The 26,476-nt window shown below is 61.5% G+C and carries 24 protein-coding genes and 8 pseudogenes; 5 read left to right on the top strand and 27 right to left on the bottom strand.

Translation table 11 applies throughout. From position 1 onward, the window contains the following. Nucleotides 1–1,050 precede the first annotated feature (1,050 nt). The 5 genes and pseudogenes from DCG74_RS36105 to DCG74_RS36085 all read right to left on the bottom strand — a co-directional run. On the bottom strand, nt 1,051–1,251 hold the full coding sequence (locus DCG74_RS36105) for a hypothetical protein (protein WP_246709081.1): 201 nt from the start codon (nt 1,249–1,251) through the stop codon (nt 1,051–1,053). Between the two features lie 241 nt (nt 1,252–1,492). Next, nucleotides 1,493–2,374 (bottom strand): pantoate--beta-alanine ligase, encoded by an 882-nt coding sequence (locus tag DCG74_RS36100; protein WP_172789392.1) that lies wholly within the window; start codon nt 2,372–2,374, stop codon nt 1,493–1,495. Between the two features lie 190 nt (nt 2,375–2,564). Continuing rightward, nucleotides 2,565–3,035, bottom strand: coding sequence for a pentapeptide repeat-containing protein (locus DCG74_RS36095; protein WP_246709088.1), 471 nt, complete (start codon nt 3,033–3,035; stop codon nt 2,565–2,567). 48 nt (nt 3,036–3,083) lie between these two features. Continuing rightward, nucleotides 3,084–3,278, bottom strand: a pseudogene (locus tag DCG74_RS36090) (pentapeptide repeat-containing protein); the annotation flags it as partial. 205 nt (nt 3,279–3,483) lie between these two features. After that, nucleotides 3,484–4,152: pseudogene (locus DCG74_RS36085) on the bottom strand (relaxase/mobilization nuclease domain-containing protein); the annotation flags it as partial. 262 nt (nt 4,153–4,414) lie between these two features. On the opposite strand from DCG74_RS36085, the gene DCG74_RS36080 reads away from it, so the two are divergent. The 3 genes from DCG74_RS36080 to DCG74_RS36070 all read left to right on the top strand — a co-directional run bounded on the left by DCG74_RS36080 (nt 4,415) and on the right by DCG74_RS36070 (nt 7,270). After that, a complete protein-coding gene (locus DCG74_RS36080; protein WP_210268548.1) occupies nt 4,415–5,236 on the top strand; it encodes a transposase in 822 nt (273 codons plus the stop codon). An 81-nt stretch (nt 5,237–5,317) separates the two neighbouring features. Continuing rightward, nucleotides 5,318–5,671, top strand: a complete 354-nt coding sequence (gene tnpB, locus DCG74_RS36075) for an IS66 family insertion sequence element accessory protein TnpB (RefSeq protein WP_172789219.1) — start codon at nt 5,318–5,320, stop codon at nt 5,669–5,671. 69 nt (nt 5,672–5,740) lie between these two features. Then, nucleotides 5,741–7,270, top strand: coding sequence for an IS66 family transposase (locus DCG74_RS36070; protein ID WP_172789218.1), 1,530 nt, complete (start codon nt 5,741–5,743; stop codon nt 7,268–7,270). A gap of 272 nt (nt 7,271–7,542) precedes the next feature. On the opposite strand, the gene DCG74_RS36065 is transcribed toward DCG74_RS36070, so the two are convergent. The 3 genes from DCG74_RS36065 to DCG74_RS36055 all read right to left on the bottom strand — a co-directional run bounded on the left by DCG74_RS36065 (nt 7,543) and on the right by DCG74_RS36055 (nt 9,349). Further along, nucleotides 7,543–8,223 (bottom strand): lytic transglycosylase domain-containing protein, encoded by a 681-nt coding sequence (locus tag DCG74_RS36065; protein ID WP_306557969.1) that lies wholly within the window; start codon nt 8,221–8,223, stop codon nt 7,543–7,545. A gap of 152 nt (nt 8,224–8,375) precedes the next feature. Next, nucleotides 8,376–8,888, bottom strand: coding sequence for a S26 family signal peptidase (locus DCG74_RS36060; RefSeq protein ID WP_172789216.1), 513 nt, complete (start codon nt 8,886–8,888; stop codon nt 8,376–8,378). Beyond that, entirely contained in the window at nt 8,885–9,349 is a 465-nt protein-coding gene (locus tag DCG74_RS36055) for a DUF2840 domain-containing protein (RefSeq protein WP_172789215.1), read from the bottom strand. The genes DCG74_RS36060 and DCG74_RS36055 overlap by 4 nt, the downstream gene beginning before the upstream one ends. A 277-nt stretch (nt 9,350–9,626) precedes the next feature. On the opposite strand from DCG74_RS36055, the gene DCG74_RS36050 reads away from it, so the two are divergent. After that, nucleotides 9,627–10,676: an IS110 family transposase gene (locus tag DCG74_RS36050; protein ID WP_172789214.1), complete on the top strand. Its 1,050-nt coding sequence runs from the start codon at nt 9,627–9,629 to the stop codon at nt 10,674–10,676. A 457-nt stretch (nt 10,677–11,133) separates the two neighbouring features. Here the strand turns inward: DCG74_RS36050 and DCG74_RS36045 are convergent, their stop codons facing one another. The 5 genes from DCG74_RS36045 to DCG74_RS36025 all read right to left on the bottom strand — a co-directional run bounded on the left by DCG74_RS36045 (nt 11,134) and on the right by DCG74_RS36025 (nt 13,779). Continuing rightward, nucleotides 11,134–12,132 (bottom strand): replication initiator protein A, encoded by a 999-nt coding sequence (locus tag DCG74_RS36045; RefSeq protein WP_306557967.1) that lies wholly within the window; start codon nt 12,130–12,132, stop codon nt 11,134–11,136. Between the two features lie 22 nt (nt 12,133–12,154). Next, the gene (locus tag DCG74_RS36040) at nt 12,155–12,436 is read right to left on the bottom strand and encodes an AlpA family transcriptional regulator (protein WP_007594540.1); all 282 of its coding nucleotides are present in this window, start codon (nt 12,434–12,436) and stop codon (nt 12,155–12,157) included. A gap of 133 nt (nt 12,437–12,569) precedes the next feature. After that, entirely contained in the window at nt 12,570–13,010 is a 441-nt protein-coding gene (locus tag DCG74_RS36035; protein WP_306557966.1) for a DUF2285 domain-containing protein, read from the bottom strand. Nucleotides 13,011–13,146: 136 nt separating this feature from the next. Beyond that, nucleotides 13,147–13,341, bottom strand: coding sequence for a transcriptional regulator domain-containing protein (locus DCG74_RS36030; protein ID WP_172789213.1), 195 nt, complete (start codon nt 13,339–13,341; stop codon nt 13,147–13,149). A 165-nt stretch (nt 13,342–13,506) separates the two neighbouring features. Continuing rightward, the gene (locus DCG74_RS36025) at nt 13,507–13,779 is read right to left on the bottom strand and encodes a DUF2285 domain-containing protein (protein WP_172789212.1); all 273 of its coding nucleotides are present in this window, start codon (nt 13,777–13,779) and stop codon (nt 13,507–13,509) included. A gap of 146 nt (nt 13,780–13,925) precedes the next feature. Between DCG74_RS36025 and DCG74_RS36020 the strand changes: the two genes are divergently transcribed. Beyond that, nucleotides 13,926–14,174, top strand: a complete 249-nt coding sequence (locus DCG74_RS36020; RefSeq protein ID WP_172789211.1) for a helix-turn-helix domain-containing protein — start codon at nt 13,926–13,928, stop codon at nt 14,172–14,174. 103 nt (nt 14,175–14,277) lie between these two features. Here the strand turns inward: DCG74_RS36020 and DCG74_RS36015 are convergent. The 14 genes and pseudogenes from DCG74_RS36015 to pyk form a co-directional block, all read right to left on the bottom strand. Then, nucleotides 14,278–14,597, bottom strand: a pseudogene (locus DCG74_RS36015) (DUF736 domain-containing protein). Between the two features lie 541 nt (nt 14,598–15,138). Continuing rightward, entirely contained in the window at nt 15,139–15,621 is a 483-nt protein-coding gene (locus DCG74_RS36010) for a hypothetical protein (protein WP_172789210.1), read from the bottom strand. 140 nt (nt 15,622–15,761) lie between these two features. Next, a complete protein-coding gene (locus tag DCG74_RS36005) occupies nt 15,762–16,685 on the bottom strand; it encodes a DUF2493 domain-containing protein (protein WP_172789209.1) in 924 nt (307 codons plus the stop codon). Between the two features lie 330 nt (nt 16,686–17,015). Next, nucleotides 17,016–18,077 (bottom strand): toprim domain-containing protein, encoded by a 1,062-nt coding sequence (locus DCG74_RS36000; protein WP_172789208.1) that lies wholly within the window; start codon nt 18,075–18,077, stop codon nt 17,016–17,018. Further along, nucleotides 18,077–20,961, bottom strand: a pseudogene (locus DCG74_RS35995) (strawberry notch family protein); the annotation flags it as partial. The gene DCG74_RS36000 and the pseudogene DCG74_RS35995, both read right to left, overlap by 1 nt. A 59-nt stretch (nt 20,962–21,020) precedes the next feature. Next, nucleotides 21,021–21,188 (bottom strand): annotated as a pseudogene (locus tag DCG74_RS39115) (hypothetical protein); the annotation flags it as partial. Between the two features lie 184 nt (nt 21,189–21,372). Further along, nucleotides 21,373–21,480: pseudogene (locus tag DCG74_RS39110) on the bottom strand (EscU/YscU/HrcU family type III secretion system export apparatus switch protein); the annotation flags it as partial. A gap of 13 nt (nt 21,481–21,493) precedes the next feature. Next, nucleotides 21,494–22,534, bottom strand: a complete 1,041-nt coding sequence (locus DCG74_RS35980; RefSeq protein ID WP_172789207.1) for a flagellar motor switch protein FliG — start codon at nt 22,532–22,534, stop codon at nt 21,494–21,496. Nucleotides 22,535–22,536: 2 nt separating this feature from the next. Beyond that, nucleotides 22,537–22,911: a flagellar motor switch protein FliN gene (gene fliN / locus DCG74_RS35975; RefSeq protein WP_018641265.1), complete on the bottom strand. Its 375-nt coding sequence runs from the start codon at nt 22,909–22,911 to the stop codon at nt 22,537–22,539. A 78-nt stretch (nt 22,912–22,989) separates the two neighbouring features. Further along, nucleotides 22,990–23,304, bottom strand: coding sequence for a hypothetical protein (locus DCG74_RS35970; protein WP_172789206.1), 315 nt, complete (start codon nt 23,302–23,304; stop codon nt 22,990–22,992). Next, nucleotides 23,285–23,557, bottom strand: a pseudogene (locus tag DCG74_RS35965) (FliM/FliN family flagellar motor switch protein); the annotation flags it as partial. The gene DCG74_RS35970 and the pseudogene DCG74_RS35965, both read right to left, overlap by 20 nt. A gap of 97 nt (nt 23,558–23,654) precedes the next feature. After that, nucleotides 23,655–24,158: a hypothetical protein gene (locus DCG74_RS35960; protein WP_172789185.1), complete on the bottom strand. Its 504-nt coding sequence runs from the start codon at nt 24,156–24,158 to the stop codon at nt 23,655–23,657. Between the two features lie 152 nt (nt 24,159–24,310). Further along, a pseudogene (locus DCG74_RS35955) lies at nt 24,311–24,932 on the bottom strand (aldolase); the annotation flags it as partial. 103 nt (nt 24,933–25,035) lie between these two features. Next, nucleotides 25,036–26,448 (bottom strand): pyruvate kinase, encoded by a 1,413-nt coding sequence (gene pyk, locus DCG74_RS35950; RefSeq protein WP_172789224.1) that lies wholly within the window; start codon nt 26,446–26,448, stop codon nt 25,036–25,038. Nucleotides 26,449–26,476: the final 28 nt, after the last annotated feature.

Raw genomic sequence — 26,476 nt, 5'->3', positions numbered from 1 at the left:
ACGCGCTATAGCGATATTGGGATCTGGGCTTTGTGTCGAGCTGTGTGACCGCTTGCTCTCCTAAGCTTGAGGCAACTCTGTCTGATCGGAGTCTGCGATTTGAAAGCTGCCGCGCACGAGTTCCGGAGGCGCGTTGTCTTGAGCGAACTCGGGTGACCATCAGGTGATGATCAGATGATCAAAGCGCCGATCTGACATGGCGGTGCGCGACAAGACGCCCTCACCGCGCCGATTTTTGGTTCGTCAGGGGGCTAAGGGGCTGGATGGTTTACGATCGGCAACGGAAGGGGCCGGCTCTGGTTGGGATTAGTTGGGGGGCGGTCAATTTGAGCAAAGAGCAAGCCGATCGCCTCGAGCGGAGATTGAGGGACGAGCACGAGCGGGACTAGCGTAAGCCCGGTCAGAGCCCTCGACAGCGAGACGGATGAGTGGACATCCTCTTCATCTTGCCGATCAATGCCGAAAAGATAATACCGACGGCGCCCGCCTAGCTTGCTTCTTTCTTTGGACAGACTGATGTCGCGAATCGTCATCTCGCTCACAGCAACAGCTGTCAGTCACCCAGGACTATGAACCTCAATCACTCTTTTGCGATCAGTCGCAGTTTAGATGGCCATGATCGACTCGATCAAGCCAAGCTTCCTAAGCGCACAGTTGAAGCCAGTCTCGACAAGGTGTTGTTGGTCGCAGGTGAAATTGATGTTGGAATCAGGCGCGAGATCGGCATAGCTGCACTCCCGAGCTTGATCTGGCGGAAGCACAAAGAGTCTCTCAGCCGCTGAATAGGCCGCGGAACGCGATGATGTTTGTAGGCTGCACCTCCAGGAAATAGCAGTCACGGGAGTGCCAACCTCCTGTAAAACTTCGTCTTTAGCGCAACTATCGACTATCCGGTCAGCGCCGCTTCGGAGCCGAGTTTATGCTTTGGCGTTGCCGAAGATGCGCCTTGCTTCCGACGTGTCCGCTTTGGGTTGAAACCGGTAAACTCATCCCGAGCAGATGTTTTCCGCTTGGCCCTCGTCAGCCGACATGGCGTTATTGGTTCAAGCCCTAGCTCATTCCCCTTGTACCAACTCGAAAGCTACGAACGTAGTACCCATGTCGCTGAACGGCCGACTTTATCTCGTCGCTGACTTTGAGAACTCTAATTCTGCTCTTGCGCCATTTATTGGATGAGTAAAGTGCGGGTATCGCAGACCCGTTGCTTATGACAAGGAAGTCCCGCCTGTTATTGCGATAAACATCAAACATGTCACCCTCCCGGAAATGTCGAATAGAGCAAATATTTTTGGTAGCGACCGCGCCAGCTTAGTGCCCTGGGCGCCCGAGCGGGTGGTAGTCTGGGATGCATGCTGGTTAGACTTCGCGGCCAGTGAATGTCGGGGAAATGTTAGCGCGCCAACGGATCAGCTCAGATTTCTTTTTGCATGCTGTTTACATGCCACGCCAGTGTACCGGTTCCGTGAAGGCCATGGGGTGAAAAATGGTCTAGCTACGAGTGCTTAGGCAGGTCGATCCAGAGATCCGGAGCACCATTTAGGAGGGTATCCTGATCTGGAACATAGATACTATCGAAAACCCTCAGGCCATGAGCCGTTGCCGCCCCAATAATGATGAAAGGGAGCTTGACCTGCTCTAGATCTTCGAAGCTGTCAGCGCCGACAATCCGAAGAAAATCGAATTTAAACCGGCGGAACTTTATGTGAGATGCAGCCGACGCTACAAGGTCCTTGACGCTCGACTCTCCTCGGACGATCTCTTCCCTTAAATGGTTGAGTGCCGTGAAGAGGCACGACAGCTCGTCAAGCTCAGACCGGCTAAATCGCCTCAAGCGCGACGAAATCGGCATTCCATTCTTGTATCTCACGGTCGGCACAAACCTTATCTCGCAATCGAGAAGGAGGTCTGCAACGGCGCGCTTCACCAGGATCGCCTGACCGATATCTTTCAGGCCGAAGTAGCTGCGAGTTGGCCGCGCATAGCAGATCCAACGGACCGCACCGGTTACGGCTTCCTTCAAGCACGCCTCAGGCCCATCTAAACGCAAATGATAGTCACCTTGCGATACGAACGTTCGATAGCCAGGCGGAAACATTTCGGTGTCGCACGAGGAAATCACGGCAGTCGCTCCCGAACGTAGGGCAAGTCCAATATCATCGTCCAAATTGAACTCGTAGCTCCCACCTGGTCTAAGCTGGATCTTGTTCGGGTACACTGTGACAATCGCGACGTCATTCTCCAAGGCCGCTCTTCTGATCAGTTCTGCATGCCCAAGATGCAGGGCGCCCAGAGTGTGTACCGTGCCGATGGTCTGACCTGTTCTTGCGACCTCCCGGATGAACGCCTTGCCTGCGGAAAGACCTGCCAGATGCATGTTCTTACTCCCGTTTTCTTGAACGCAAAAAGAGTGGAGAAGATGCGCGGCCTGGGCATCCCGTGTGGGCCGCGCACGCAGACGAACTCCAAAGAGCTTCAACGCCCGCTTACAGCTCGAACCACAGCATCAAGCTGATCTAAGCTCATCGCCACTGCAGCTCCCTCTGTTCTTGCGGTTTTCAAAGGAGTCAGGTTGACCCTTCTCGACCACGTCGCATCAACGATGAGAGTTCAGCCAGATAGTTCGATGGCTCGCTCCGCTGATCCCCCTCCAGAGCGACCTGCAGTCCCCGACAACGGTCAGCAAAAAACGGCGGCTCGAAAGTGGTTATCTTAGCGCCTGAAAAGTCGACTTTCACGAAGCTGGCCTGGAATGGCGATATCCCACTCAGGTTCGCATCGCGCAGGGACGATTGGTTCATGCGAACGTATGCGGCCCGTGTTGCCTCCAGGTTGCTATCGGTCATACCCGCGGCGAGATATGCCTGAACGAGATTGGAGCCTTCGAGATTTGCGTGACCCAATGCCATTGATTGCGGCGGATCACCGGTGATCATCGACCTGTAGAGGTAAGCCTGTGATAGGTCCGCATGTTCGAGATCGCAGTCGCGCACAAAGGCGCAGCGGCCGCGAAAACCGGTAAGTTTGGCGGCTCGCATTGTGCTCTCTGTTATCGAAATGCTCTCACCTGATGCCTGAGATAGGTCCGCTCCGTCCAGCTGACAGGAATGAATAGATGCACTGTTGAGCACAGCACCGGCGAGGTTCGCGTCGGCCAGGCCTACGGACAGAAGCCGCGCCTCGGTGAGGTCTGCCTGTTCCAGCTCAGCGCTCGCGAGATTTGACAGGTGAAGATCAGCGAATGGGGCGCTCAGGGCTCTCGCCCGAATCCGCCCGCTCACCTTTGAGAGTCTCAGATACGGAAGATGAGCACCTTGCAAGACAAGACCATCGATGGAGGTGGGACGCACGATCGATAGTAACCGGCATGAGCTCCCACGTCTGCAGTGATCAGCGCGCGCGAGCGTAGCGGGTCGGCATCCAGTACTGGCGCATGGCCTCGACGACGTCCGGAATGTCGGTATGGGCGTTGCGCAGGAATTCCTCGACCAGTTCCTCGGCGCGTGAGCGCAGGCCCTGGCTGATGTAGTCGCGGGAGATCACGAGATCCGCCCCTTCCTCATCTACTCCCCGAACGAGAAGATGGACGTGGGGATTGTCGGTATTCCAATGATCGACAGCAACCCAGTCGAGCCGCGTGCCAAGGTCGATTTCCATCTGCCTGGCGAGATCGCGGGTAAAGGCTTTCAGGTCGGTCATGTCGCCGGCGTCCTCGGGCGAGACGATGAATCGGAAATGATGCCGGTCGTCCTCGCACCGCTCCGCGAAAGCCGCGCTATCGGCGCGGTCGCTGCCGGCATCGAACATCTCGGCCCGCTCGCCTCTCCGCGACACGCCGTCGCGCTTCAGATATGAGAGGTGGGCGGTCAGCGGTGCTGAGCGGAAGAGTCGCCCCTTGTGGCGAACCACGCGCGCCTTCACCACAACGCGCCGCGTCGGGCTGAACAATCTGGCGCGGCTAAAGGCGAGGCGGCCGCGGCCAAACGTCGAGCGCCCATAGGCCGCCGAGCGCCCGCCCGCCCCTGTCTGACCCGAGGTGTGTCCTGCTTTCTTCGCGGCACGCAGGACCTGATTGATGAAGCTTTTCTGCTTCGGCGCGCGGGTGCTGCGAATGCGCCCAGGCCGAATACGCAGATCGCTGTCGCCCACGCTCACGGCCGGGCCTCCAAACGATCAAAAGCACGCACAGTGCCGAAAACGCCTTTGATTGCATTCGTCAAAATGCAAGGCGCGGCACGCGCCCCGACCGACCGGCACGCCAGAACCCAAGCCATGCCAATGGCTTGCAGTTCGACCGGCGAGCCCCTTTTATCTCGCCGTCCTGCCGTCGTGGTCGTAACCGTCCGAATCCTGCACGTCTTTCGCATATTTTGTTCTCGTTCCATTTCAGGTTCTCTGCTGCAGTGGAGAATCTCCGATGGCGCCTCGCCGCTCCTGGACAAAGGCCAACAATCCGTACTGGTCGACACACGTTGCGACCTGGTATCGCGGCCATCAGGACGCGGAGGAATATTGCCGCCGGCGCAAGCTTTCGATCATGACATTCGAACGGTGGATGCGCCATCTGGTGAGCGCGGAGGATCTGCGCAAACGCGCGGAATACTTGCGGAAATTGCGCAGCAAAGAGCTTGAACGGCAGGGCAAGAAGGGGCCAACGAAGCGACGCAAAAGGCCGCCGCGCTATCGCTACAGCGTGCGCACGGACAGCAAACCGATTGCTCTTCGGGCGTTCTGGGGCATGCATGTCGAGGCGATGAACTGGAGCAGCATGGGACATGCCGAGTACGCCGCGGCACTCGGTCTTTCGCCTCATGCGTTGCGCATTTGGCGCGATCGGCTGGAAGAATCCGGCGACGAAATGGACTGGCGATCGCTGCTTCATCCGAGTGCCCGGGCTCAATTAAGCAGCGCGGCTAATTGCGCGCGATGCAAATACCGCTTGACACCGCAGACAGTGGATGGGCGATCGAACCGTCGCCGCTTCAGCGACGAGCAGAAGCGCGCGATCGTGCAGGAGACAGAGAAGCCCGGTGTCGCCGTGGCCGCGGCGTGCCGCCGCCATGGCATCGCCACCAGCATGGTGTTCCGCTGGCGAGCCGAGTTCGGCCTGACCGCTCGCAAGGCACCGCAACTTGCAATGGTGGCGCTCGCCGACGGCATGGCGAATGAGGTGCCGGCGCTCGCGGCATTGCGCGATCTCGTCAAAGCCGCCGGACGGGATGACGGCGATCGAACTTGATGACGGACGGCGTATTTTTGCGCCGGCTGGCAGCAGTCCGGCGGAGGTGAAGCGGCAGTTCGCCGAGAGGGAGAAGTCATCATGATCGCTGTTCCGGCAGGCGTGAGGGTGCATCTCGCGCTTGGCCATACCGACATGCGCAAGGGTCTCGACGGACTTGCGACGCTGATCCAGGAACACCTGAAGAAGGACCCCTTCTCGGGCCATCTGTTCGTCTTCCGCGGCAAGAATGCCTCGCTCCTGAAGATCCTGTTTTGGGATGGCACAGGGCTCTGCCTGTTCACCAAGCGCATCGATCATGGAAGCTTTTGGTGGCCACGCGCGGCGGAGCCTGGCGGCACGGTGACGCTGTCGCCGGCGCAGCTCGCGATGCTGATCGAAGGCATCGACTGGCGCGCACCCGAGCGCTTCTGGCGTCCGCTTCTTGCTGGATGAATCGCAAACGCCCGCATCAAATAAGGCGAAGTTGCTTCTTCGAATCAGCGTGTTCGAGTAGAATCGAACATGCAGCTCAATCTCAACAATCTCCCGACAGATACAGAACTTCTGCATCGCCTGGCCCGCGATATTGTATGCACGATCGACCATCGCGACAGTGAGATTGAGCGCCTCCGATCGATCATCAAGCAGTTGCAGCGCGCGCAGTTCGGCCGTCGTTCCGAGCGCCTCGATCCCGATCAGTTGGCGCTCGGGCTTGAAGATCTCGACGGCGATCTCACGCGCGAAGGAGAGAGCCGCCCGCCGGTCGAGAAGCAACACACCGAACGGTCTTCCCGTCGCAAGCCGCTGCCTGATCATTTGCCGCGCCAGGATGTGCGACTCGATGTCGACAACATGACCTGCGGCTGCTGCGGCGGCGCGCTGCATATCATCGGCGAGAGCGTGAGCGACATGTTGGACTGGGTTCCGGCGCAACTGCGCGTGATCCGCACCACTCGCCCCAAATATGCCTGCCGGAGTTGCAAGACAGTGATGCAGGCGCCGGCTCCGGAGCGGGTGATCGCCGGCGGCATGGCCACGCCGGCGCTGCTTGCCCAGGTGCTGGTCAGCAAGTATTGCGATCACACGCCGCTCTATCGCCAGTCGCAGATCTTTGCCCGACACGGCGTCGATCTTCCGCGGTCGACGCTCGCCGGATGGGTTGGCGGAGCCTGCTGGTGGCTCGAGGCGCTGCACATCTGCTTGACCAAAAGCGTGTTCGCCTCCGACCATTTGTTCGCCGACGACACGCCGGTACCAGTGCTCGATCCTGGACGCGGCCGAACGAAGACCGGACGTCTCTGGGTCCATGCCCGCGAGCAACGCGGCTGGGGCGGACCTGAACCGCCGGCCGCCGTCTATATGTTTGCGCCGGACCGAAGGGCTGAGCGTCCTGCTACCCATCTGGAGAACTTCAAGGGCGTTCTGCATGTCGACGGATATGCCGGCTTCGAGCCCTTGACCGGCAGAGGCGACGTCGTGCTCGCGGCATGTTGGAGCCATACACGGCGACGGTTTTATGAGGTGGCGCAGGCCACCAGCGCGCCGATCGCGACCGAAGCGCTGCGCCGGATAGCCGAGCTCTATGCCATCGAGGCTAACGTTCGCGGTCAATCGCCTGTGCACCGGCTCGCGGCTCGCCACAATCGCTCGAGGCCGATTATCGACGCCGTGCGGCTCTGGCTCGAAGCACAGCTTCCTCTTGTACCCGGACGAAGCACTCTGGCCGAAGCGATCCGCTACGCGCTCTCGCGCTGGGAAGGTCTGACGCGCTTCCTGCATGACAGTCGCATCGAGCTCGATACCAACCCGGTCGAACGCGCGATCAGGCCAGTTGCACTTGGCCGCAAGAACCATCTCTTCGCGGGCAGCGACGGCGGGGGCCGTCGATGGGCCGTGCTGTGCTCGCTGATTGAAGCCTGCAAGCTCAACGACGTCGAGCCCTATGCCTATCTGCATGACGTGCTCCCGCGCATGGTCGACGGACATCCGGTCAACCGCCTCGATGAACTGCTGCCGTGGGCGTGGAAAGCCGGGAATCTTGTCAAGAGCTGAGCGAGGTGCAGAGCTCGGACGCTTACTCGTGGTCTCCCGGTCGCCGGTTCCCCAAAAGAGCCGCCGCGAGTTGCCAGCCAACTCGCGAAGCCCCCCCCCTTCCGAGCGCTTGCGATAGCGATCGTTACCCGAAGGGCCGAGACACCCGTAGGGTGGCTCGGTGAGGAGCGAAGCGACGAGTAGAGCGCGGGCCGAAGGCATCGCCCGTACGCCATCAGCACGTGGCACTTGCTCGGTGAAGCACGCCAAGTCTTGCGAACCCGCACACTTGGTCATTGCGATACTGCCGAATCCGATCGAGGGACGAACATGCCAATTGGCCGCGGAACCATGTGCGAAACACCGGGCGCCGAGATTGCGGTCGCGACACCGCTCGACGGCATGAGCGCCAGCGACCGATCTCGCGTTTTCATGAGATCGGATCGCGTGACAAATAGCGTCGAAGCTGCTGATGACTGTCCGCTGGACGTCCACCTCGGCGGCAGTTCAATGGCAAGCAGATTTGCAAGCTTTGCGACGTATGCTCGCGTCTCGTCTGGCAAAGAGCCGCCTGCGAGATGCTCTTCATAGCGGGATGGTCCCGCGTTGTACGCGGCAAACACACCAGGCGAGCCATACCGATCGAGAAGTTCGCGCAGATAGGCCGTGCCGGCCAGGATGTTGTCGTGCGGGTCGTAGGGGTCGTTCCCGAGATTGTAGCGCTCGCGAAGTTCCGCCCAAGTCGCCGGCATGATTTGCATCAGGCCCATTGCGCCTTTTGGCGATCTGGCGTGCACGTCACCAGCACTCTCGATGCTTTGGACCGATCGGATCCAGTTCGGCGCAATTCCAAAGCGTTGCGAGGCTTCATTGACGAAGCCGGCAAATGAGTGAGCGGTCTGACTGATCGTCGGCTGGGCGGCTGATCCGTTCTGGGCCAAAGCAGCACTGCCACCCGCGGTCAGAGGAAGCATCAGGGGCACGACAGCACAAGCGCGCGTGCCCAACCGGCCCAAGCACGCGGTCGGACTCGCGCCAGCCTTGCAGACATCGATCGAAACGGAGGAATGATCCCGCGATCGATCGAACAAGGAAATGGCGAGGAGAACGCGTCGAATACGCACGCTCACTCCTCCCACGTCCATACCGGCGTCGCACGGCCGATCACGCTAGATGCCGGAAGAAATCCAAAATACCGGCCATCAAGAGAGTCGTCCGACTGCCAATTCATCAGAAACAGCTCGCCGTCGCCGACGACGCGGCAGCCCTGCCATTTCGGCAACGGCCGGCCGCGTCTGTCGTGATCCCGCGCTTCGCCCACCGCGATGGTATCGACCGAAATCGTGAGGCCGGTTCTGCAAACGGTCTGCCCGGGAAGGGCAAGCACGCGCTTCAGCATGGGGACGCCGATGGGCAAATAGCCGTTAAGGTCGAGGAAGGTCGCGAGCGGCTCCGGCGGCTGTACGGCGACCAATTCAGTGACTTGAAGTTGATCCGCCGGTCGCAGGCGATAGAGACCGATCGGCACGCTCGCGGAGGCGTTCCAGATATAAAGCGGAAGCGGCTCCAGGACGATTGTCGCGACGAGCACAGCAGCAGTCCCAAACGTCGCGACGAGTATCTTCAGGCGGCCTGTCATCGCATCACCCTTTGACGATGGAGCCAAGCCTGGTGGCGCGCTTTTGTGTAGGGGCGCGGGTTTTCGTTGACGGATAGGCGGTTATGAACGTGATGCCAATGATCGGGAGCGACGTCAGCAGCATCAATGCCGAGTGCCTCAACGGCATCGATCATTTGCAGCACTCGCTCGACCTTCGGCCAGCCAGACAGGCGCAGCAAAATCTCCCCGCCGGGTGTCACATAAGGGACGGTCGAGCAGGGCTGTCGCGGAGCGACTGCGCGCAAGATGTCGATCCGCGAAATGACCGTGCCGAAGTCGTTCGAGGTCCAACGGACGAAGGCAAAGATGCTACCCGGCGCGAATGACAGGACACGCCGATGGCGATCAAGCTTCCGTTCCTCGACGATGCGACCGAACCGAACGCGGTTTTCGATGCGCTTCTCGAGCCACAACACTTCCACTTCCGTGAGATCACTCATGCCACGGCTCCCCGACGCTGGAGCTGGCGGTCGTGAGCTTGGGCTTGGTCGAGAGTGTGCATGGCCTGCAAAGGCAGGCTGGCCTGCCGGGCTGCCGTTGCGGGGCGCCGCCAATGCGGCTTTCGGCCTGCTCCGTTAGAAGAAATCCGAAGGATTTCCTGTTAGCCGGGGTACTGGCTTGTGCCCCCTCGGCGGCCGAACTGCAGCGAAGATGCTTCACAACGATTCGCGAACGGAACGCACGGTGCGGTCCGGGGATCGGCGGTGGAGGCGAACGATGGACTTCTATGCAGGGCTCGACGTGTCGCTGGAAGCGACGAACATTTGCGTAGTGGATGGCGACGGCCAGGTCGTCCGAGAAGCGAAACTTGAGACCGATCCGGACGCGATCGAGCTGTTCCTGGCAGAGTGGGGAATCCACCTCAAGCGCGTCGGACTTGAGGCGTTCTCGTACTCGGCCTGGCTGTTCACGGCCCTCGCCGAAAAGTGTCTCCCCGTGATCTGCATCGAGACCCGGCATGCCAAGGCGGCGCTGAACGGGATGCTGAACAAGACTGACCGCAACGACGCAAGAGGCATTGCGCAGATGATGCGGACCGGCTGGTTCCGTGCGGTCCATGTCAAGTCGGAAGCCGCGCAGACGCTGCGGGCGCTGCTGGTCGGGCGCAAGGCGCTGCTCGGCAAGGTGCTCGACATGGAGAACATGATCCGCGGCCTGCTCAAGCCATTTGGCCTGAAGGTCGGCGAGATATCGGTCGGCCGCTTTGCAACTCGGGTGCACGAGATCATGGCCGGGAAGAAGGAATTGGAAACCATCGTCACGCCGTTGCTGGACGCCCGCAATGCGATGCGGCTGCAGCTGGCAAAACTGCACCGCCTGGTCCTTGTGGCGGCGCGGAGCGACAGCGCGGTGCAACGGATGATGACCGTGCCCGGTGTCGGCGCGCTGGTGGCGCTGACATTCCGCGCCACCGTCGACGATCCGGCGCGATTCAGGAAGTCGACCAATGTCGGCGCGCATTTTGGCCTGACGCCGCGGCGCTATCAATCCGGCCAGACCGATCGGATCGGCGGCATCTCCAAATGCGGCGATGAGCTGACGCGGGCGATGCTGTACGAGGCGGCGATCGCGATCCTCACCCGCATTCCCAAGAACTTCAAGCTGCGGCTGTGGGGCCTGCGGCTGGCCAGGAAGAAGGGTCTGAAGCGCGCGGCGACCGCGGTGGCGCGCGCGCTCGCCGTGCTGCTGCACAAGATCTGGATCGATGGCACGACCTTCCGGTTTGGCGCCGGCGGCAAGCGCGGCCGGGTCGCTGCGGCGATGTAAGGGCCTCCGCGACCCGGCCGCTTCCACGCGCGCCTTTTCCTTCCGCCACGGCGGAGCAGCGTCTCCCGGGGAGACGGGGATGTGGGTGAGATCGCAACTTTTCTTGCCGGCGGCTTCATGACGGCGTTTGAAGCCATCAAGCACGGCGCTGGTTAGCCTGACCGCCCTTTCCTCAGATTCCGGCTTGTGGTGGCCGTCGTGCCAACCACGGATGTTAGCGAGTTCTCCTCGACAAGCGAGTGGCTGCAAAAGGAAGTGACGCGCATCAGGCGATGATGTTGACGTCAGCGATCGCGCAGATGTGCGCCCGACGTTGGCGCGCGTGCGTTGGCGACAACAATCGTATTGCAGCGAAGCCTTGCGCGTGAGAGAGTGGATGCATGAGGCATCCTCGCGGCCGACTTGTTCACAACATACTGATTCACAACAAGAAGTTAGTGTCAGCATGTTAGTAAAGTTAGAGTAGCGGGAAAGCGCCGAGAAACAAGCTCTTAAGCTCGATTCCGGTCCTCGATAGCACGAGGTTCGGGTCCCCGATAGCACGAGGGTTGCGGTCCCCGATAGCACGAGCTGATTCACAGGTTGTCCTCCGAATTTGGAATGAGACCGCGGCGGCGCAAGCGGCCGTTAGAGGATCAGCAGGCTGAGGGGTGAAGTTCAGTCGCTCGGTGCCGTTCCGATCGCGCGTGAGGAGGAGCTGATAGCCGGGCAATGTCTGGCGCTGGACGATTTGACTTTCGTCGTAAGCAAAGTGCTTGAGCGGCGAGATGATGCCGGACTTGGCATGCAGGTGCACAAGGTCAAAGCTCCAGCTGCCGTCCTGGCGTCCGCCGTGCTTGCGCACGAGCCGGTATAGCCAGCGTTCAAGTCCGCCCGTCAGCTCGAAATAGGCGCGGTCGATCGTGAGCACGAGGGCGTCATCGATGACGCCAGCGTAAAACCAATCCGGCAGAATCAGCTCGAGCCCGAACGGACGTCCGTTTGCATCGGATGTCTCCTTCCACTCGTTGATCCAGGAGAAGCGATGCCGTCGCCGTTCTGTCGGTTGGCGAATCGACGTCAGCACGGTCGTTGACTGAAGTCTGTCGAGACCAGCCTTCAGCCGGTCGTAGTCTCGTGCGCTGGTGCCGCGGCCGACAAACGTCAAAATCTCGTAGGGCGTTGCGGCCATCAGACGCGACGTCTTTAGACCAGCGTCGCGCGCTTCGACGATCTGGGAAGCAGCCCAGATCAGAACGTCTGCATCCCAGATGGTGGCCATGCCGTGCTCTGGCACGGCTTCGACACGAATTGCGATCGCACCGGCACGGAAATCGATCGGCACGATACGCTTGGTCTTTGCGAGCGAGAAGAACGGATAGGCCACCAGATCCTGCGCGTCGCGCGGCGCAAGATCGCCGGGTAGCGCCCGAAAAAGCTCAAGCTGATCGCGCTCGGAACGGTGTTTGCGCCGCATGGTCACTGCTCTCACGCGGCAATCAGCGACGTTCCTGGCCGGCATAGGGGCGCAGCACCGGGTGCTTCTTGGCCGGCAGCACGGTCCCCTTTCCGGGATCGGACGTCGATGTCTTGGCGCCGAGGTCGGCCCACGCTTTCAGGTCATCGACGGCGTAAACGACACGCCCGCCAATTTTCCGATACGTTGGTCCAGTACCGTACGTGCGATGCTTCTCCAGCGTACGGCCTGACAGGCCAAGATAGCGCGCGGCCTCAGGTGTACGCAGGAATCGCGGGGGAAGACCGGCCATCGGATCGGGCATTTGAGAACTCCAAGAGGACAGCGCACTACGCTTGGCTAGGCCGGCGTGTGTGCGGTCATCATGGAGGAGCAGGTTCTCGGAGGGGGATGCCGAATATGGAGGGAGAGGTTTTCGGCACCCCTGAGGGACTGCGCTACTGGTCTTTGCGCCCGGGACGCAGGAGTTTCCGGTAACCACCACGCATCAACGCGAGGCCGCCCTGCACCAAGCGGATTGTTCGATTGCGCAGATCATGCGTCTTCCAGGCGCGATCGGGGATGCGCTTTTTGCCGAACAGCGCCTCGGCGATCGTGCGATAGCTACCGCCGGCGCTGTGAGCATCAAGCGCACGGATCGCGGCGCTCAGGCGTTCGCGCCGCTGTTTGGATAGCGTGTGAAATGCCGGACCTGGCGCGCGCCCATTGATCGCGCGCCACAGCCGTCGGGCTGCATACGCACGCGCGCCGAAATCGCCGTCGAACGGCAGTTCGGCTGCATATGACGCGCCAAGCACCAGCGGGTCCTTGGACCAGACACGGTGATCTACCGCACCGATGCGCAGCACGGCGTGCCAGCCGTCGGCGGCGCGCCGCACCTGACCTGCTGCAAGGTCAAGCAGGGGTTGAGACGCTGAATTGCGATCGGCGGCCCCAGCAACCGTCAACGGAACGACGGCCGCTAGAACCTCAGGCGCCCAAAAGATCGTCTGCTCATCGAATGACCTCTGCGGGTCATGGGCGAAAGCAGATACCCCATTTCCTCCTGAATTCGTCAGTCACTTCGCCGTTCGGACTGTTGGCAATCATCACCTCATACTCGCGCCGATAGTCGGCGTTGCGGCGGAGACATTCCCAGGCGATGTCGGTGACTTCCGCGTCTTGTAGGCTCTGATAGGAATCCGGCGACCGCCAGTCGAATTCAGGCATTGCTTCCGCCCCATTGCACGCTGCAAACAACGATTGCGCCGCAATAGGTATGAACGAGCCGGTTGTAGGAAGCCCCTAGTTTGGCACCACGTGGTGCACCGGAATGACCACCCATCAGCAAAAGAAAATAGTTCTGCCTGCAAGTCGGCAGCCGGCGGTTTTCTGCTATTTTGAGCCGGTGCCGCGCAAGAGGCGTCCCTGCTCGGTCACCCATTTGGCGCGCGCGAGATGACTCTGATATGCGCTTCGCGCACGGTCCGGCTCCCGCACCGGATCGATATGCAGCACCACTCGAGCGACTTCCATCCAGTCAGCCCCTTGGCTTTCGGCCTGCAGAAGGCGCATGTAGGTCACGACATGCTGCTCATCGTAGACAGTGAGAATTTGATCTGCCGGCGCAGCGTCGGCGACGTCTGGGTCGAGCGGCGGCTTCCTCATAAGTCTCCACGCCTTAGTCTAGACAATTTCTAACACGCGGGCAGGAAGGAGCAGAAGCGCCAAAATTGTCGCGGGAGCCGTCCGGATCGCGTTTTGTCGAGAATACTCCGTGGTGAAATACTCTTCAAGGACGTGCCCTCTCGCGTATGGATATACGCGAGATACTTGCAATTAATTTGCGGAAGCTCCGGCAGGCTCGTGGCTTGTCACAGGAGGAATTGGCTCATCGTGCTGAAATCGACCGCACTTACATCAGCGCACTCGAGCGAAGCGTTTATGCGGCAGGTATCGACGTTGTCGATCGGCTCGCGCGCAGCCTTGGTGTTGAGGCCGCCGATCTGCTCACGCGCCCGTCCGCAAGCGCCAAGAAAAGGACTCGGGGACAGGCCGAATAATTGAATGTCGAGCCGCTCGATCCGGCGGCTCTTATCGCTCACTCATGCCCGGAAGAATGAGAAGCCCCGCCCGGCAGACCGGACGGGGCTTGGTGGGGCGCTCTTACTCGCCGGTTTTGCGCGACCGCGACCAGAGGAGCGTGTAGCCTTCACCGCCTTCGTCGTCGAACAGGTTCGCGTAGATCGGCGCGTTGAACGAGGGGTCATCGAGCTTGAGCGAGAGGTAGTCGCGGCCCTCTTCGGAGCGCTTCGACCAGGCCGCGCCGATCTCCGCGCGACCCACATAGATGCGGTGGCTGGGCGCGTTGTCGTTGGATCGGTTGGTCTCGGCAAAATGCGGACGCCCTTGGCCTTCAGGCTCAGGGTCACGATCTCGCCCTGGAATTCGTTACCGACTTTCTTGAAAGAACCGATGTTAGCCATGTCACTTCTCCTGTTGTGTTTCGAGCCCGCGACCACCGCGGCCTCGATGGCGATCTGCAGGCCGAAGACGATCGGCGACGCACCCGCCGGCGGGCCGGAGCGCAGCGGAGGACGCCGTTGTGGCGACTTTCTTGACTCGCGAGGAATGGGCGAAGCCCAGGGGAAGAAAGTCGCATCAACGGCGTTGCGGCTCAGACGATCGAGGCGAAGCCGGTCTTCGGCCAGATCAAGCCATCAAGGAGGCCACGTGCGTCGCGTGCTGAACCGCAATCTCGGGAGAAGTCGTCGCGTATCTCGGTTGTGCTGAACAAGAGGCGGAAAAGATTGGGCGCAGAAAGAGAAACAATCTGCTACAATGGGCGGTATCGTCTCCGGAGAAGCGATCGAAACATCGCCGCTCCGCCGCGGCTTAGTGGGTCGGCCGAAATAGGACGCTTGGTCAAGGCCGGAGGGGGACTGCCCCTCCCCCTCAGGTCCCGATCATCCCTCGTTCAATGCTTCGATCTGCGCGAGCCTGCCCGAGGACGAAGACGGTGAACGGTCATCCCTCGTGCGTAGCGGCTGGGAGAACTGGTGGTGACGGATTCTCCACCACCCCAGCCAGTTCGAACGGGCGGGGCTCCGCAAGAACGGTCAAGCGCATCCACGCTGTGCCGCCAACAAAGACCGCGCCCAGGCAAGCGAAGATCTCACGCCAAGCCAGCGAGGGCATCCCGATCTGGGACAGGGCGAATACCACATGATAGCCGGCGACGGCAGCAGGGACAGCAAATGCGATCGCGATGGCGATGCGCAAGGTCAAGGACCGAGTCATGGCGACGGAGGCCTGACCGACGGCAAGCGTCAACGCGCCACCGGCTGTTCCGATAAGAAGCGCACCGACCACGCCGGCGCCATTCTGAAACGCCGTCATCCCGATGCTCAGTGCGACGAAAAACGGCAGGGCATACACAGCGAGTGCAAAGATCGCCCAGCAGAACAAGCCAATGCCGAGTGTGTTGAGAACAAGCCCAAGGGCGAACATGGTGGTGGCTCCATGTGCATAGATCTACCAGTCGCGCCTTCCACCACCACCACGGCGCAACTTCGAGGATAGAGTCGAAACGAGGCGGAGTTGCGGCGCATGCAACTCCGCTCGGTTGATTGGAGGCGAGAAGACGGCGCTCACGCGCCGCCGAACCTCCAGACGGGGATGCCGAGGCGCTCCGCTTTGTCCGCCAGGTTGTCCTGGATTCCCGTGCCCGGAAAATGCATGACGCCGATCGGCAGGAGTTCGAGCATGGCGTCGTTGCGCTTGAAGGGTGCTGCCTTGGCGTGTTTGGTCCAGTCGGGTTTGAAGGCGATCTGCGGCATCTTGCGGCTGGTCGCCCATTTGGAGGCGATGAGTTCGGCCCCTTTGGGCGAGCCGCCATGGAGCAGGACCATGTCGGGATGCTTTGCGTGAACCTTGTCGAGGCGGTCCCAGATGAGCTGGTAGTCGTTGAAGTCGAGCCCGCCGGTGAGTGCGATCTTCGGTCCTGGCGGCAACAAGACCTCGGTCTCGGCGCGACGCTTGGCTGCGATGAAGTCGCGGGAGTCGATCATCGCTGCGGTCAGCGTGCGATGGTTCACCAGTGATCCTGATCGGGGGCGCCAGAATGAGCCGGTGTGAGTCTCAAAGCGCTCTATGGCCTGGTCGCGGAAGAGCTCCAGGCAGTTGCGGCGCTCGATCAGTGTGATGCCTTCCGCCGTCACGCGCTCGAGTTCGACCGATCGCACTTCGGAGCCGTCTTGCTCGCGCTGGCTCTTGCGCTGCGCCTGTTCGTTGTCGTCGAGTTGGCGTCCGATGCGGTCGACGGCTCGGTGAAACAGATTGACGGTCGACCAGAGCAGGTCGTCGAGGTCCGGTTCAAGCCGGGTGTCGCTCAACGTCGCGACCATGGCGTCGAAGATGTCGGCAACGGCGCCAGCGATGATCTTGCCCTCGGGAAGAGGCCGTGGATCGGGCTGGTCGTCGAAGGGACGGTAGCCGAAGAGCTGCAATTCCGTGAGGATGTGGTCAGTTGGAGAAGAAGCGTGCGGCGGTTCGATGTCGTCGTGTTCGGTCATTGGAAGGATCCTTTGCCGGATCGGCCGCGCCCATCGCGGCCTTCGTGGCGATCACTCAGACGGCGGGCGGAACGGGCCAGAACCCGCAAGGGCCGAAGCGGCAGCGGAGGATGGCGGAGGCCGGCTATTTTGCTTCGCGATGCAAAGCGCGCCGGCCAGATAAATTAATGTGTGCTCTCATCGCCGGCGCGCGGCGGAAAATAGCCGTGCGTAGCCATTGCCGGCCCGGTCCGGTTGCCGTCCGATCGCCCTCTAGAAGGCCGAGGTCGCGTCCTCTTCCGGCAATGGCCTCGTTATGACCGACCTATCAACGTCGATCGAAGCACCGGCCTATTCTGCGGCTACTGTCGACGAATGCAGGAAGCGGACGACATCCTCTGGTACGAGTTGAAGCCGCAAGAGTGCTCGGAGGGCATCGAGACCGAAGATGTGCAGGTCTTCGTTGAAGTCGCCCAGCCGGGGCGACAACGCGATCGCCTCAACGCCGATGGCTTTCGCGCGCTGGACGAGGATTGCCTGTACAGCATCTCCGGCGGCGTCGACGTCGCGGGCGATATAGAGCCGACGCAGGCCAGACGGCAGCAACATGGCCGAGAGGTGATTGGCCGAGAGCGCGGCGGCCATGGGCATAGTCGGCAGCACATAACGCAATGAAAGCATGGTCTCGATTCCCTCCCCGGCGGCGAGCACGTCGTCCGCCACACCGAAGCGAACGGCGTTGCCGAGCAGGTCGCCCATGGCCCGTCGTGGCGTGTCGATCGGAGCCTTGCCGAGACGAATGCGATCAAAGCCAACTGGGTCGAGCCAGGTTCGGGGCGCTCCGGTGATCCGCCCCTCAAGGTTGGTGACGCGGGCAATCATCGCCGGCCAGGTTTCGGTCGGCGAATGCTCGTCCGGCCGATAATAGCAACGTGGGTGGAAGCGCAGGCTGCCACCATCGTGAATATGGGCTATTCCGCGGCGCTGCAAATACGCTTCGACCACCGTCCCCTCGATCGGGCTGGATATCGCAAAGAGCCGACGCGCGGCTTCCTGCGATCCAGTTGACGCCACTGAACGAATGGGTTTCGAGGTCAGCTGGGGCACGGGACGAGGCAGCTTCAGAAACCGCCTCGCTTCCTCGGCGGCCTCGCCGAAGTCGCGCAACCCCCGGGATTCGCGGATGATGTCGAGGAGGTCACCATGCTCGCCGGTCGCAGCGTCAGTCCACTTGCCGGCGGGACCCTTAGGTGATTCCTGGAGCCGCACGAACATCGAGCGGCCCGGCGTGTTGCGGACGTCGCCCACCACCCAGTACCGCCCCGCCCGCTTGCCATTGGAGAGATAGTGTCGGCACACTGCCTCGGCCTCGTGCGCGAGGCGGCGTGCCAGTTCGCAAGGCGCGGCGGACATCACGCGGCCTCCCGCTCGCTGACGCGCGCGACCGGATAGGTATCGAGCACCTTCGTCAGGATCCCGACGCCGCTTGCGTCCGTGGGCACGAACATCCGCAGCTTCCAGGATATGATCTCTCCAAAGAGGCCGTAAGCGCGGAGGCGATCGCGAATCGTGTCGTTGAATCCCGACAGCTCGATGCGGCATGCGCCCATCACCCGGACGCGGCGAAGCTGGAGCCCCTCCGCGAGATCGAGGAGGGTGCGTCCTTCCATCAACGCGGCAAAGGCAGCGTCCGGCGACAGCGTAGGCGCGTCCGCCGAGAAGGCGTTTGCAACCCACGCCGCAGACACCTTGCGGCCGATGATGCGTTCGCCCGCATCGGTCTGGAGCCGATAGACGCGGGTCGATTCGTTCGGCAATCGTTTCCAGATGGGTAGCAGCAATCCCGCAACGACGTGGATCGTGCTTTCCGTGAACTCAGGCACCTCGGCAAGCTCAGCCATCCAGGCCGCGGCAAAACGTTCACGATCCGCTTCAATCCAATGGCTCTCCACCATCATGTTCAAGGGGACCTGGTGCTGCTCCATCGGCCGGATCAGGCGCACGCGGCGCTCGATCTCGCCGTCATCGAGCATGATGCTCGGGGCCGGAACCTGCACGGCGGCCCTGCCCGAACGCTCATTGACCAGCAGCAGAGAATGATTGGAAAGACGAGCAAGGGCATCATCCAAACCAACAGGATGGTTACGCTCGCGCTGCACGAGGGTGAGAAGCCGCGTCTCGGCACCTGTACGCGGATGGACATAGATCGTCCGCCGATCAGTGACGACAAAGCTTTCGGCGCGAAGCGTTTCCAGCCCGAGGTCGTAGGTGCCCGACGCAACAGCGCCCTCGATCCGGGCGGTCAGGAGCTGCTCGAAGGCGGTAAACAGGACATTCTGCAGGTCGATGGTGAGGGCCAACAACCTGTTCAGGAATGTCGTGATCGGCGGCAGGTCATCCCTGAGCCCATTGGCATCCGTCAATTTCAGGCCGGTGGCATCCTCGAACTTCTCGAGCGAACATCCATCGACCTTGCCCCGGACGAGCAGCGTGTAGAGTTGACGCAGCGCGTCACGCCCGTACTGGCTTTCGAGATTGTCCTCGGGCCGGAACAGGCCCTGCCCTCCAGTCTGGCGCTGGCCGCGCGTAATGGCTCCCAATGTGTCGAGCCGGCGCGCAACGGTGCTGAGGAAACGCTTTTCGGCCTTCACGTCGGTCGCGATTGGCCTGAATAGTGGTGGCTGGGCCTGGTTGGTCCGGTTTGTGCGGCCAAGCCCCTGGATCGCAGCATCCGCCTTCCATCCGGGCTCGAGCAGGTAATGGACCCGCAGGCGGCGATTCGGGCCGAGAGCTCGGCATGGTAGCTCCTCCCGGTGCCGCCCGCGTCGGAGAACACGAGGATGCGCTTGACGTCGTCCATAAAGGCCGATGTCTCGGCGAGATTGGCCGACCCGGCGCGGTTTTCGACCATCAGCCGGTCGCCCTTGCGGATGACGCGTCGCGAGCGGCCGGTCACTTCGGCGACCATCTCGGTGCCGAAGCGCTGCACGATTTGATCCAGCGCGCCGGGTACCGGAGGCAGCGAGGCGAGTTTCTCGATGAGGCGGCCGCGTCGTGCTACGGCTTCCCGGCTCTCAACCGGCTGGCCATCGCGATAGACAGGCCGAGAGCAGAGATTGCCCTCCGAGTCTGTAAAGGGCTCGTAGAGCTGAACCGGGAAGGAATGGGCGAGATAGTCGAGCACATACTCGCGCGGGGTGATGTCGACCTGGACGTCGCCCCAGTCTTCGGTCGGGATCTCGGCGAGCCGGCGCTCCATCAGCGCTTCGCCCGTTGAAACAATCTGGATGACGGCGGCATGGCCGGCGTCGAGATCGCGGTCGATCGATCGGATGAGCGACGGCGTCTTCATCGAGGTCAGCAGATGGCCGAAGAAGCGCTGTTTGGCGCTCTCGAAGGCGGATCGGGCCGCGGATTTTGCCTGCCCATTCAGCGTTCCAGTTTCGCCGGTGATGTTGGCGGCCCGCATCGCCGCGTCGAGGTTGTTATGGATGATGCTGAACGCATCTGCATAGGCGTCGTAGATGCGAACCTGCTCCGGCGTCAGCTGGTGCTCAACGAGCTCGTACGCGACGCCCTCGTAGGACAATGAGCGGGCCGCGTAGAGGCCGAGCGCCTTGAGGTCCCGCGCCACCACCTCCATCGCCGCGACGCCGCCCTCCTCAATCGCTTCGACGAACTCGGCACGAGTGGCAAACGAGAAGTCGGCACCGCCCCAAAGGCCAAGGCGATGGGCATAAGCTAGGTTGTGGACCGTGGTGGCGCCCGTCGCCGACATATAGACCACACGAGCATTCGGCAGGGCGTGCTGGAGCCGCAGGCCCGCACGACCCTGCTGAGAGGCCGCCTGGTCGCCGCGCTCGCCCTTGCCCCCGACTGCATTCTGCATGGCGTGGCTCTCGTCGAAGACGATCACTCCGTCGAAGTCGGAGCCCAACCATTCAACGATCTGCCCGACACGCGAAAGCTTCTCGCCGCGCTCGTCGGTGCGCAGCGTGGCGTAGGTGGCAAAAAGGATGCCTTCCGAAAGCCGGATCGGCGTGCCCTGGCGAAACCGGGACAGAGGCGTAACCAGCAGTCGCTCCATGCCGAGCGCCGACCAGTCGCGCTGGGCATCTTCGATCAGCTTGTCGGATTTGCTGATCCAGACCGCACGGCGGCGGCCCTTGAGCCAATTGTCGAGCAGGATCCCGGCGATCTGCCGCCCCTTGCCCGCGCCAGTACCATCGCCAAGAAACCAGCCGCGGCGAAAGCGGATAGCATTCTCGGTGTCATCGCGAGCGGCGGCCACAACTTCTCCCTTTGAGCTGCCATCTCCGCGTAGTAGGCCGCAGCTCCAAAATGGTTGCTGTTGCGAACGGCAACGAAGACGCAGTTCCCATCAGATGCTTTGTCTATCGCGACCTGCATCGCGCGGACCCCGACGAGATGTCCGAGAGCGTTGTCGCCATCGATGACCGCAGTGGTACGCGTTTTACGGATTTCTCTTACAACCGGCCGAGCGTTCGTTCCATCATCTGCCAGTCGCTTGATATAGATGGGGATTCGCTGTCAATCCCGAAAGAGAAGTCGTGAAGAGTTTCTGATCGTGGCGAACTAAAGAAAAAATGTGTCCTGTGCGCGCGGCAGGGACTCACGTCGCCGGCGCCGCGCGCGCGGAGAAGCTGCACAATCCGGGGGCGTGTACTCGAAACCAAGACGGGGTGCCGATGCTGTGCTCCCGAGAGACCGGAATCTTGCCCTGTTCGAGCGCATCGCGGACTTTCTTCTCGGTCGGCTCTTCTGTCTTGCTCTCCTGATCGGATGTTTCTGCCATGCCCGTTCAGCGGTCAGCGGAAGACCAGCTCATCCTCCTGGTCGGGGTTGAGCTCGATTTCGCCCTTCTCCGCGAGGTCGAGTGCTAGGTCGGTGATCACACGGCGCGCCTCGAGCACGTCGCGCTGGTTCGACGGCTCGCCGATTGCGAGCTCGGCCTCGACGACCCGCCGGACGCGCGAGGCGACCGCGGACAGGATCAGCTCGCGGAAATGCTTGTCGGTGCCCTTCAGCGCGATCACGATGCGGTCGGTCGGAACCTGGTCGAAGATCATGGTACGCGCCTTCGGCGCCAGGTTGATGACGTCGTCGAAGGTGAACAGCAGTTCCTTCAGCACCTCGGCCGACTTCGGCCGCTTCTCCGACAGGCTCTTCAGGATGTCCTCGATGTGCCCACGCTCCATCTTGTTGATGATGTCGGCGACACGCGCGTAGGTGTCGGCGCCGAGGTTGCGGGCAAAATTCAGCGTCAGATCTTCGTGCAACGTCTTCTCGAGAACCTTCATCGCATCGTCGACGATCGGCTTGAGGCTCAGTACGCGGCGCATCAATTCGTTGCGCAGGCTCGACGGCAGCTGGCTCATCACCTTGGCGGCGCAGGACGGCTTGACCTTGGACAGGATGAGCGCCGCAGTCTGCGGATGCTCCTTGGACAGATAAGTCGCCAGGGAGTTTTCCGACACCGAGGAGACGCGGTCCCACACCGACCGGCTCGAATTGCCGAGCAGGTCCGTCATGATTGCCGAAACCTGGTCGGCCGGAAGCACGTCGCCGAGCACGGCTTCCAGGCCACCGAGGGTGCCGAGAATGTTCGCGCCCATCGAGAACTGCTGGGCGAATTCCTCGACGATTCCCTCGAGCTCCTGCGCGGTGATCGGCCGCAGCTCCGCCGCCGCCTTGGTGACGATGCGGATCTCCTGCGGCTCGAACTGCTGAAGCACGCTCGCGGCCGCCTGCCGGCCCATCGCCAGCAGGAGCGCGGCGACCTTTTCCGTGCCGCCCAGCGTGGTGACGCCTCGCTGCTTGACGGGAGCGATGCCGACCGGTGCCGCCATGATCAGGTATCACCCTGCCCCAGCGGCCCGACGATCTCCGTGAGCGAGACGCCGAAGCGGGAATTGTCCTCTTCGACCACAACCACCTCGCCGCGGGCGACGATGCGGCCGTTGACGACGACATCGACGGGCTCGCCGACCCGGTGATCGAGCGGAACGACCGCCCCGCGGCCGAGCTTCATCAGGTTCGCCACCGGAATGGTCGCCGATCCCAGCACCACCTGCATGGTGACGGGAATGCGCAGGATGGCGTCGACATTGGCGAACTTGCCGGTCTCCTCGGCCGTGCGCTGGGCGATCTCCGCCAGCCGCTCCAGCGGGGACGTCTCGGCCTCTCCCGATGCAGGTGCAGACTCATAATCGAAGGATTGCGCCATTTGGTATCGCCTCTTGGTATTTCCACTCCCGGAACGCCGCACGGCGTCCCGATCGCCATTGTTCCGCCAGTCCGGACTTCAGTGCTTGTTCACGTCCGCACCGCCGGCGGCTGTGACGGATGCGAGGCCGCTCCTGGCATCGAGCGCCGCCATCGCCTCGTGAGCCTGGTCGATGTTCGCGCTGAGCACGTTGGCGAGCCGTCCGAGGTTTGCAGTGGAGTCATGTGCCGCAGTGATGACCGTGTCGAAGGCGCCCGCCGTCTCGTGCACGATGGTCGAGAATTCGCCCTGATAGCTGCGTAGCCGCGCCAGCTCGCGGTGCATCCTGGTCACCCGCATGCTGGTGAAGGCGAGGGCAATGAGCAGCACGGCATCAACGAGATAGGATATCATCGACGAACTCCCGTTTCTGGTCGACGGGATCGGATACTTGCATGGCGTAATAGCCATCAAGCTGGCCGATCTGACACCAGAACAACACCTGATTGTTGCTTTCGAGACGCGCCAGCGTGCGCGGCGTGGCCTCCAGCTCCAGCACCTGCCCTACCTTGAACTTCACGACGTCCTCGAGCGAGATCATCTTCTCGTCGAGCACCGCGCTCAGCGTCACCTCGGTACGCTGGACCTCGCTCTCCATCTGCTCGCGCTTTGCTTTTTGCTTAGCAGCGAACGGAAGCGTATATTGCCGGAGGTCTGAGCAGGATCAAAAGGCGACCTTGCTTGGCGACATCAGGGGGATCAGCTCAAGGATCAAGAGCATCATCGGCTAGGGTCCTATGCATGCGCGCACGAAGTTGAAGGACGATCTCGCCCGCTCGCTTACCGTCGTTAGCGATGGCATCGAGCACTCGCCGGACTTCCTCCAGATCTGGCGGTTGAGCGCTCAGCCAGTTTAACCCCGCCTGTGCATTAATGATCGTCGCTGTGAGCGCGTTGATGGCGGCACCATGGGTGTGCACAGATTCCACTGAGGTCTGCAACGGCACTCCGCTTTTCGGATCGCCCAGATTTTCTTCTGGTTCGGCGATACGGCTGCGGTGCACCCAACGCGGCCTTAGACATTGAACAGCGTTTGCAACTTTCCGGATCACATCGAGTACGAGGTCAGGCTGGCACAGCTTGGGAAATCGGCGCCTATCGGCCTCGAAGGCAGAAGCGCCGATGCCTTTTACGACAAGACGTTGAAACTCCGGTTGAACCGTGCGGCCCTTGTTGGCCACGATGCACCAACTCGACTTCCAAGACATAGCGCGCTCCTTCCGCGGGCGGTGAAAACGATTTGGCGCTGTCGGCCCGAGAAGCCGCTCCAACGTGGATGCAACGAGCCAACTACTTCCCTTCGGTTCTTTGTAGGTCTGAATACACGCCCTACTGGCAAATAATCGGAAATGAGAGCTTTGAAGGTCTTCGCCAGATCCTGTTCCTGCTCCGGCGATAGGTAGCGGGGGTTGAGTCCACATAACAGCAAGTAGAGCCTCGCGGTCTCTTCCAATTCTTCGGTTGCGAAGACGGCAGCTTCTAACGTATCGCCGGCCAGGGCCATGGTTGGGGAGCAAGACGGAGGAATATTTCCCCCCAAGACCTTTGATCGCATTCGCAACGGCAGGATCGCCCGGCCTATAGTACGGCACCAGAGCGGTCCGACCACATCTCATGAGGTAATAGGGGGGCATCGGCGGCAGGACGGCTCGCGGATCGACCTCGGGCAACATCGATACCGCGAACGAATGAACCGAATGAATATGTACTACGGCCCGGGCCGTACTTCGCGTTTGGTACAGCGCGGCGTGTAACGGGACTTCCTTCGTCGGCGCATCGCCAGATCGGACGCTTCCCTGCGCGTCCGGATGGGTGACGCGATCGGGATTGAGGAATCCGACCGATGCGTTAGTGGACGTCACGAGCCACCCCCCGTCATCGAGCATAACACTAATACTGCCAGACGATCCCGGCGTGAAACCGCGCTCGAACAGCGAGCGGCCGAAGCGGCAGATTTCATCCTTCAACTTGCTGTCGCTCACTGTCGCACCGCCATTCGTCGACTTCAGGTGGCTACTTCTGACATTCGAATGAATCGAACCGCGTCGGGTTTGGCCGGCCCCACAGACCGATGGCCTCAACAGTTCAAGGTACGGCGATGACGCGGATATTATTCGTGGTCCCGGCCTGCGCAAACGGAATTCCGGCAACGATCACCACGTGGTCCAAGCTATCTGCGAAACGTTCTCCGACCGCGGTAGAAACAGCGCGCGACACCATCTCCTCATAGTCGCTCACGTCGGACGAGAACACGCTGTGCGTCCCCCAGAGAAGACACAGACGACGGGCGGTGTCCGAGCTCGGAGTAACGGCAAGCAATGGCACATCCGGACGGCGGCGAGCGATGCGTGCGGCGGTCGTGCCTCCGGACGTGTACACGACGATAGCCGCCGCATGGATCGCCGACGCCAAGCCCGCCGCAGCTGTGGCCACCGCGTGGGGCGGCGTTTGCTCCTCGTCGGGACGCAAGGCATCAACGATCGATCGATACATCTTGTGACGTTCGGTGCTGCGGATGATGCGATCCATCATCTCCACCGCCTCGCGCGGATATCGGCCGACGGCAGACTCCGCTGATAACATCACGGCGTCGGCCCCATCGTAAATGGCCGTGGCGACATCGGACGCTTCCGCGCGTGTCGGCGTCGGCGAAGACACCATGGAATCCAGCATTTGGGTGGCTACGATCACAGGCTTGACCGCCAGTCGACAGGCTCGTACCAGCTCCTTCTGCCGCCCGGGAACGTCTTCGTGGGGTATTTCCACGCCAAGATCGCCCCGCGCCACCATGACCGCGTCGGACAAGCTAATGATGTCATCGATCCGATCAAGAGCAGCCGGCTTCTCAAACTTCGCAACTAGCCCTGCCCGATCTCCAATCAGGCCCCTCGCCTCAATGAGGTCTCCCGGTCGCTGCACAAAGGACAGCGCGACCCAATCGACGCCGAGTCGAAGACCGAATTCTAAGTCTGCTCGGTGTTTTCGGGTAAGCGGAGACAGATCCAAGATCGTCCCAGGTAGATTGACGCCCTTGTGGTTGGAGATTTTGCCGCCAACGATTACCTCAGCTTCGAGACTGTCGCGGAGCAGCGTCTTAACGCGAACGCACAGGCGACCATCGTCGATCAGCAGATCGTGCCCAGGAGCCGCTGCCAGGAAAACCTCCGGGTGCGGCAGCGGGATAGCATCCCGATCCCCGGCGCCTTCTTGGACAAAGCGAACGGTTTCGCCTGGTGCGACGGTCAAGCTCCCGTCGCGCAATGTCCCGATCCGGATTTTCGGCCCCTGGAGATCCAGCAAGATGCCAATCGGTCGGCCCATTTCAGCCTCGAGCGCGCGTATTGCTACGTGGACCCTGGCGTGATCCTCCCTCGCCCCGTGACTGAAGTTAAGGCGGAAGGTATCAACGCCTGCCTCGAACAATGTCCGAAGCATCTCTGGTTCGCAGCAGGCGGGCCCAACTGTTGCTACGATCTTCGCTCGGCGGCTTCGTCGCACCTGATTAGCCTTTCCATCGAAAAAGCAA

Origin of the sequence: Bradyrhizobium sp. WBAH42 (assembly GCF_024585265.1) — a bacterium.
Classification (GTDB): Bacteria; Pseudomonadota; Alphaproteobacteria; order Rhizobiales; family Xanthobacteraceae; genus Bradyrhizobium.
The sequence above is the reverse complement of the archived record's forward strand: the minus strand, read 5'-3'. Positions and strand labels throughout refer to the sequence as shown.

Coding starts and splice junctions, on each gene's coding strand:
- DCG74_RS36105 (WP_246709081.1), bottom strand. CDS start 1,251: ATGTTTGATGTTTATCGCAATAACAGGCGGGACTTCCTTGTCATAAGC.
- DCG74_RS36100 (WP_172789392.1), bottom strand. CDS start 2,374: ATGCATCTGGCAGGTCTTTCCGCAGGCAAGGCGTTCATCCGGGAGGTC.
- DCG74_RS36095 (WP_246709088.1), bottom strand. CDS start 3,035: ATGCGAGCCGCCAAACTTACCGGTTTTCGCGGCCGCTGCGCCTTTGTG.
- DCG74_RS36080 (WP_210268548.1), top strand. CDS start 4,415: ATGGCGCCTCGCCGCTCCTGGACAAAGGCCAACAATCCGTACTGGTCG.
- tnpB (WP_172789219.1), top strand. CDS start 5,318: ATGATCGCTGTTCCGGCAGGCGTGAGGGTGCATCTCGCGCTTGGCCAT.
- DCG74_RS36070 (WP_172789218.1), top strand. CDS start 5,741: ATGCAGCTCAATCTCAACAATCTCCCGACAGATACAGAACTTCTGCAT.
- DCG74_RS36065 (WP_306557969.1), bottom strand. CDS start 8,223: ATGCTTCCTCTGACCGCGGGTGGCAGTGCTGCTTTGGCCCAGAACGGA.
- DCG74_RS36060 (WP_172789216.1), bottom strand. CDS start 8,888: ATGACAGGCCGCCTGAAGATACTCGTCGCGACGTTTGGGACTGCTGCT.
- DCG74_RS36055 (WP_172789215.1), bottom strand. CDS start 9,349: ATGAGTGATCTCACGGAAGTGGAAGTGTTGTGGCTCGAGAAGCGCATC.
- DCG74_RS36050 (WP_172789214.1), top strand. CDS start 9,627: ATGGACTTCTATGCAGGGCTCGACGTGTCGCTGGAAGCGACGAACATT.
- DCG74_RS36045 (WP_306557967.1), bottom strand. CDS start 12,132: ATGCGGCGCAAACACCGTTCCGAGCGCGATCAGCTTGAGCTTTTTCGG.
- DCG74_RS36040 (WP_007594540.1), bottom strand. CDS start 12,436: ATGCCCGATCCGATGGCCGGTCTTCCCCCGCGATTCCTGCGTACACCT.
- DCG74_RS36030 (WP_172789213.1), bottom strand. CDS start 13,341: ATGCCTGAATTCGACTGGCGGTCGCCGGATTCCTATCAGAGCCTACAA.
- DCG74_RS36025 (WP_172789212.1), bottom strand. CDS start 13,779: ATGAGGAAGCCGCCGCTCGACCCAGACGTCGCCGACGCTGCGCCGGCA.
- DCG74_RS36020 (WP_172789211.1), top strand. CDS start 13,926: ATGGATATACGCGAGATACTTGCAATTAATTTGCGGAAGCTCCGGCAG.
- DCG74_RS36010 (WP_172789210.1), bottom strand. CDS start 15,621: ATGTTCGCCCTTGGGCTTGTTCTCAACACACTCGGCATTGGCTTGTTC.
- DCG74_RS36005 (WP_172789209.1), bottom strand. CDS start 16,685: ATGACCGAACACGACGACATCGAACCGCCGCACGCTTCTTCTCCAACT.
- DCG74_RS36000 (WP_172789208.1), bottom strand. CDS start 18,077: ATGTCCGCCGCGCCTTGCGAACTGGCACGCCGCCTCGCGCACGAGGCC.
- DCG74_RS35980 (WP_172789207.1), bottom strand. CDS start 22,534: ATGGCGGCACCGGTCGGCATCGCTCCCGTCAAGCAGCGAGGCGTCACC.
- fliN (WP_018641265.1), bottom strand. CDS start 22,911: ATGGCGCAATCCTTCGATTATGAGTCTGCACCTGCATCGGGAGAGGCC.
- DCG74_RS35970 (WP_172789206.1), bottom strand. CDS start 23,304: ATGATATCCTATCTCGTTGATGCCGTGCTGCTCATTGCCCTCGCCTTC.
- DCG74_RS35960 (WP_172789185.1), bottom strand. CDS start 24,158: ATGTCTTGGAAGTCGAGTTGGTGCATCGTGGCCAACAAGGGCCGCACG.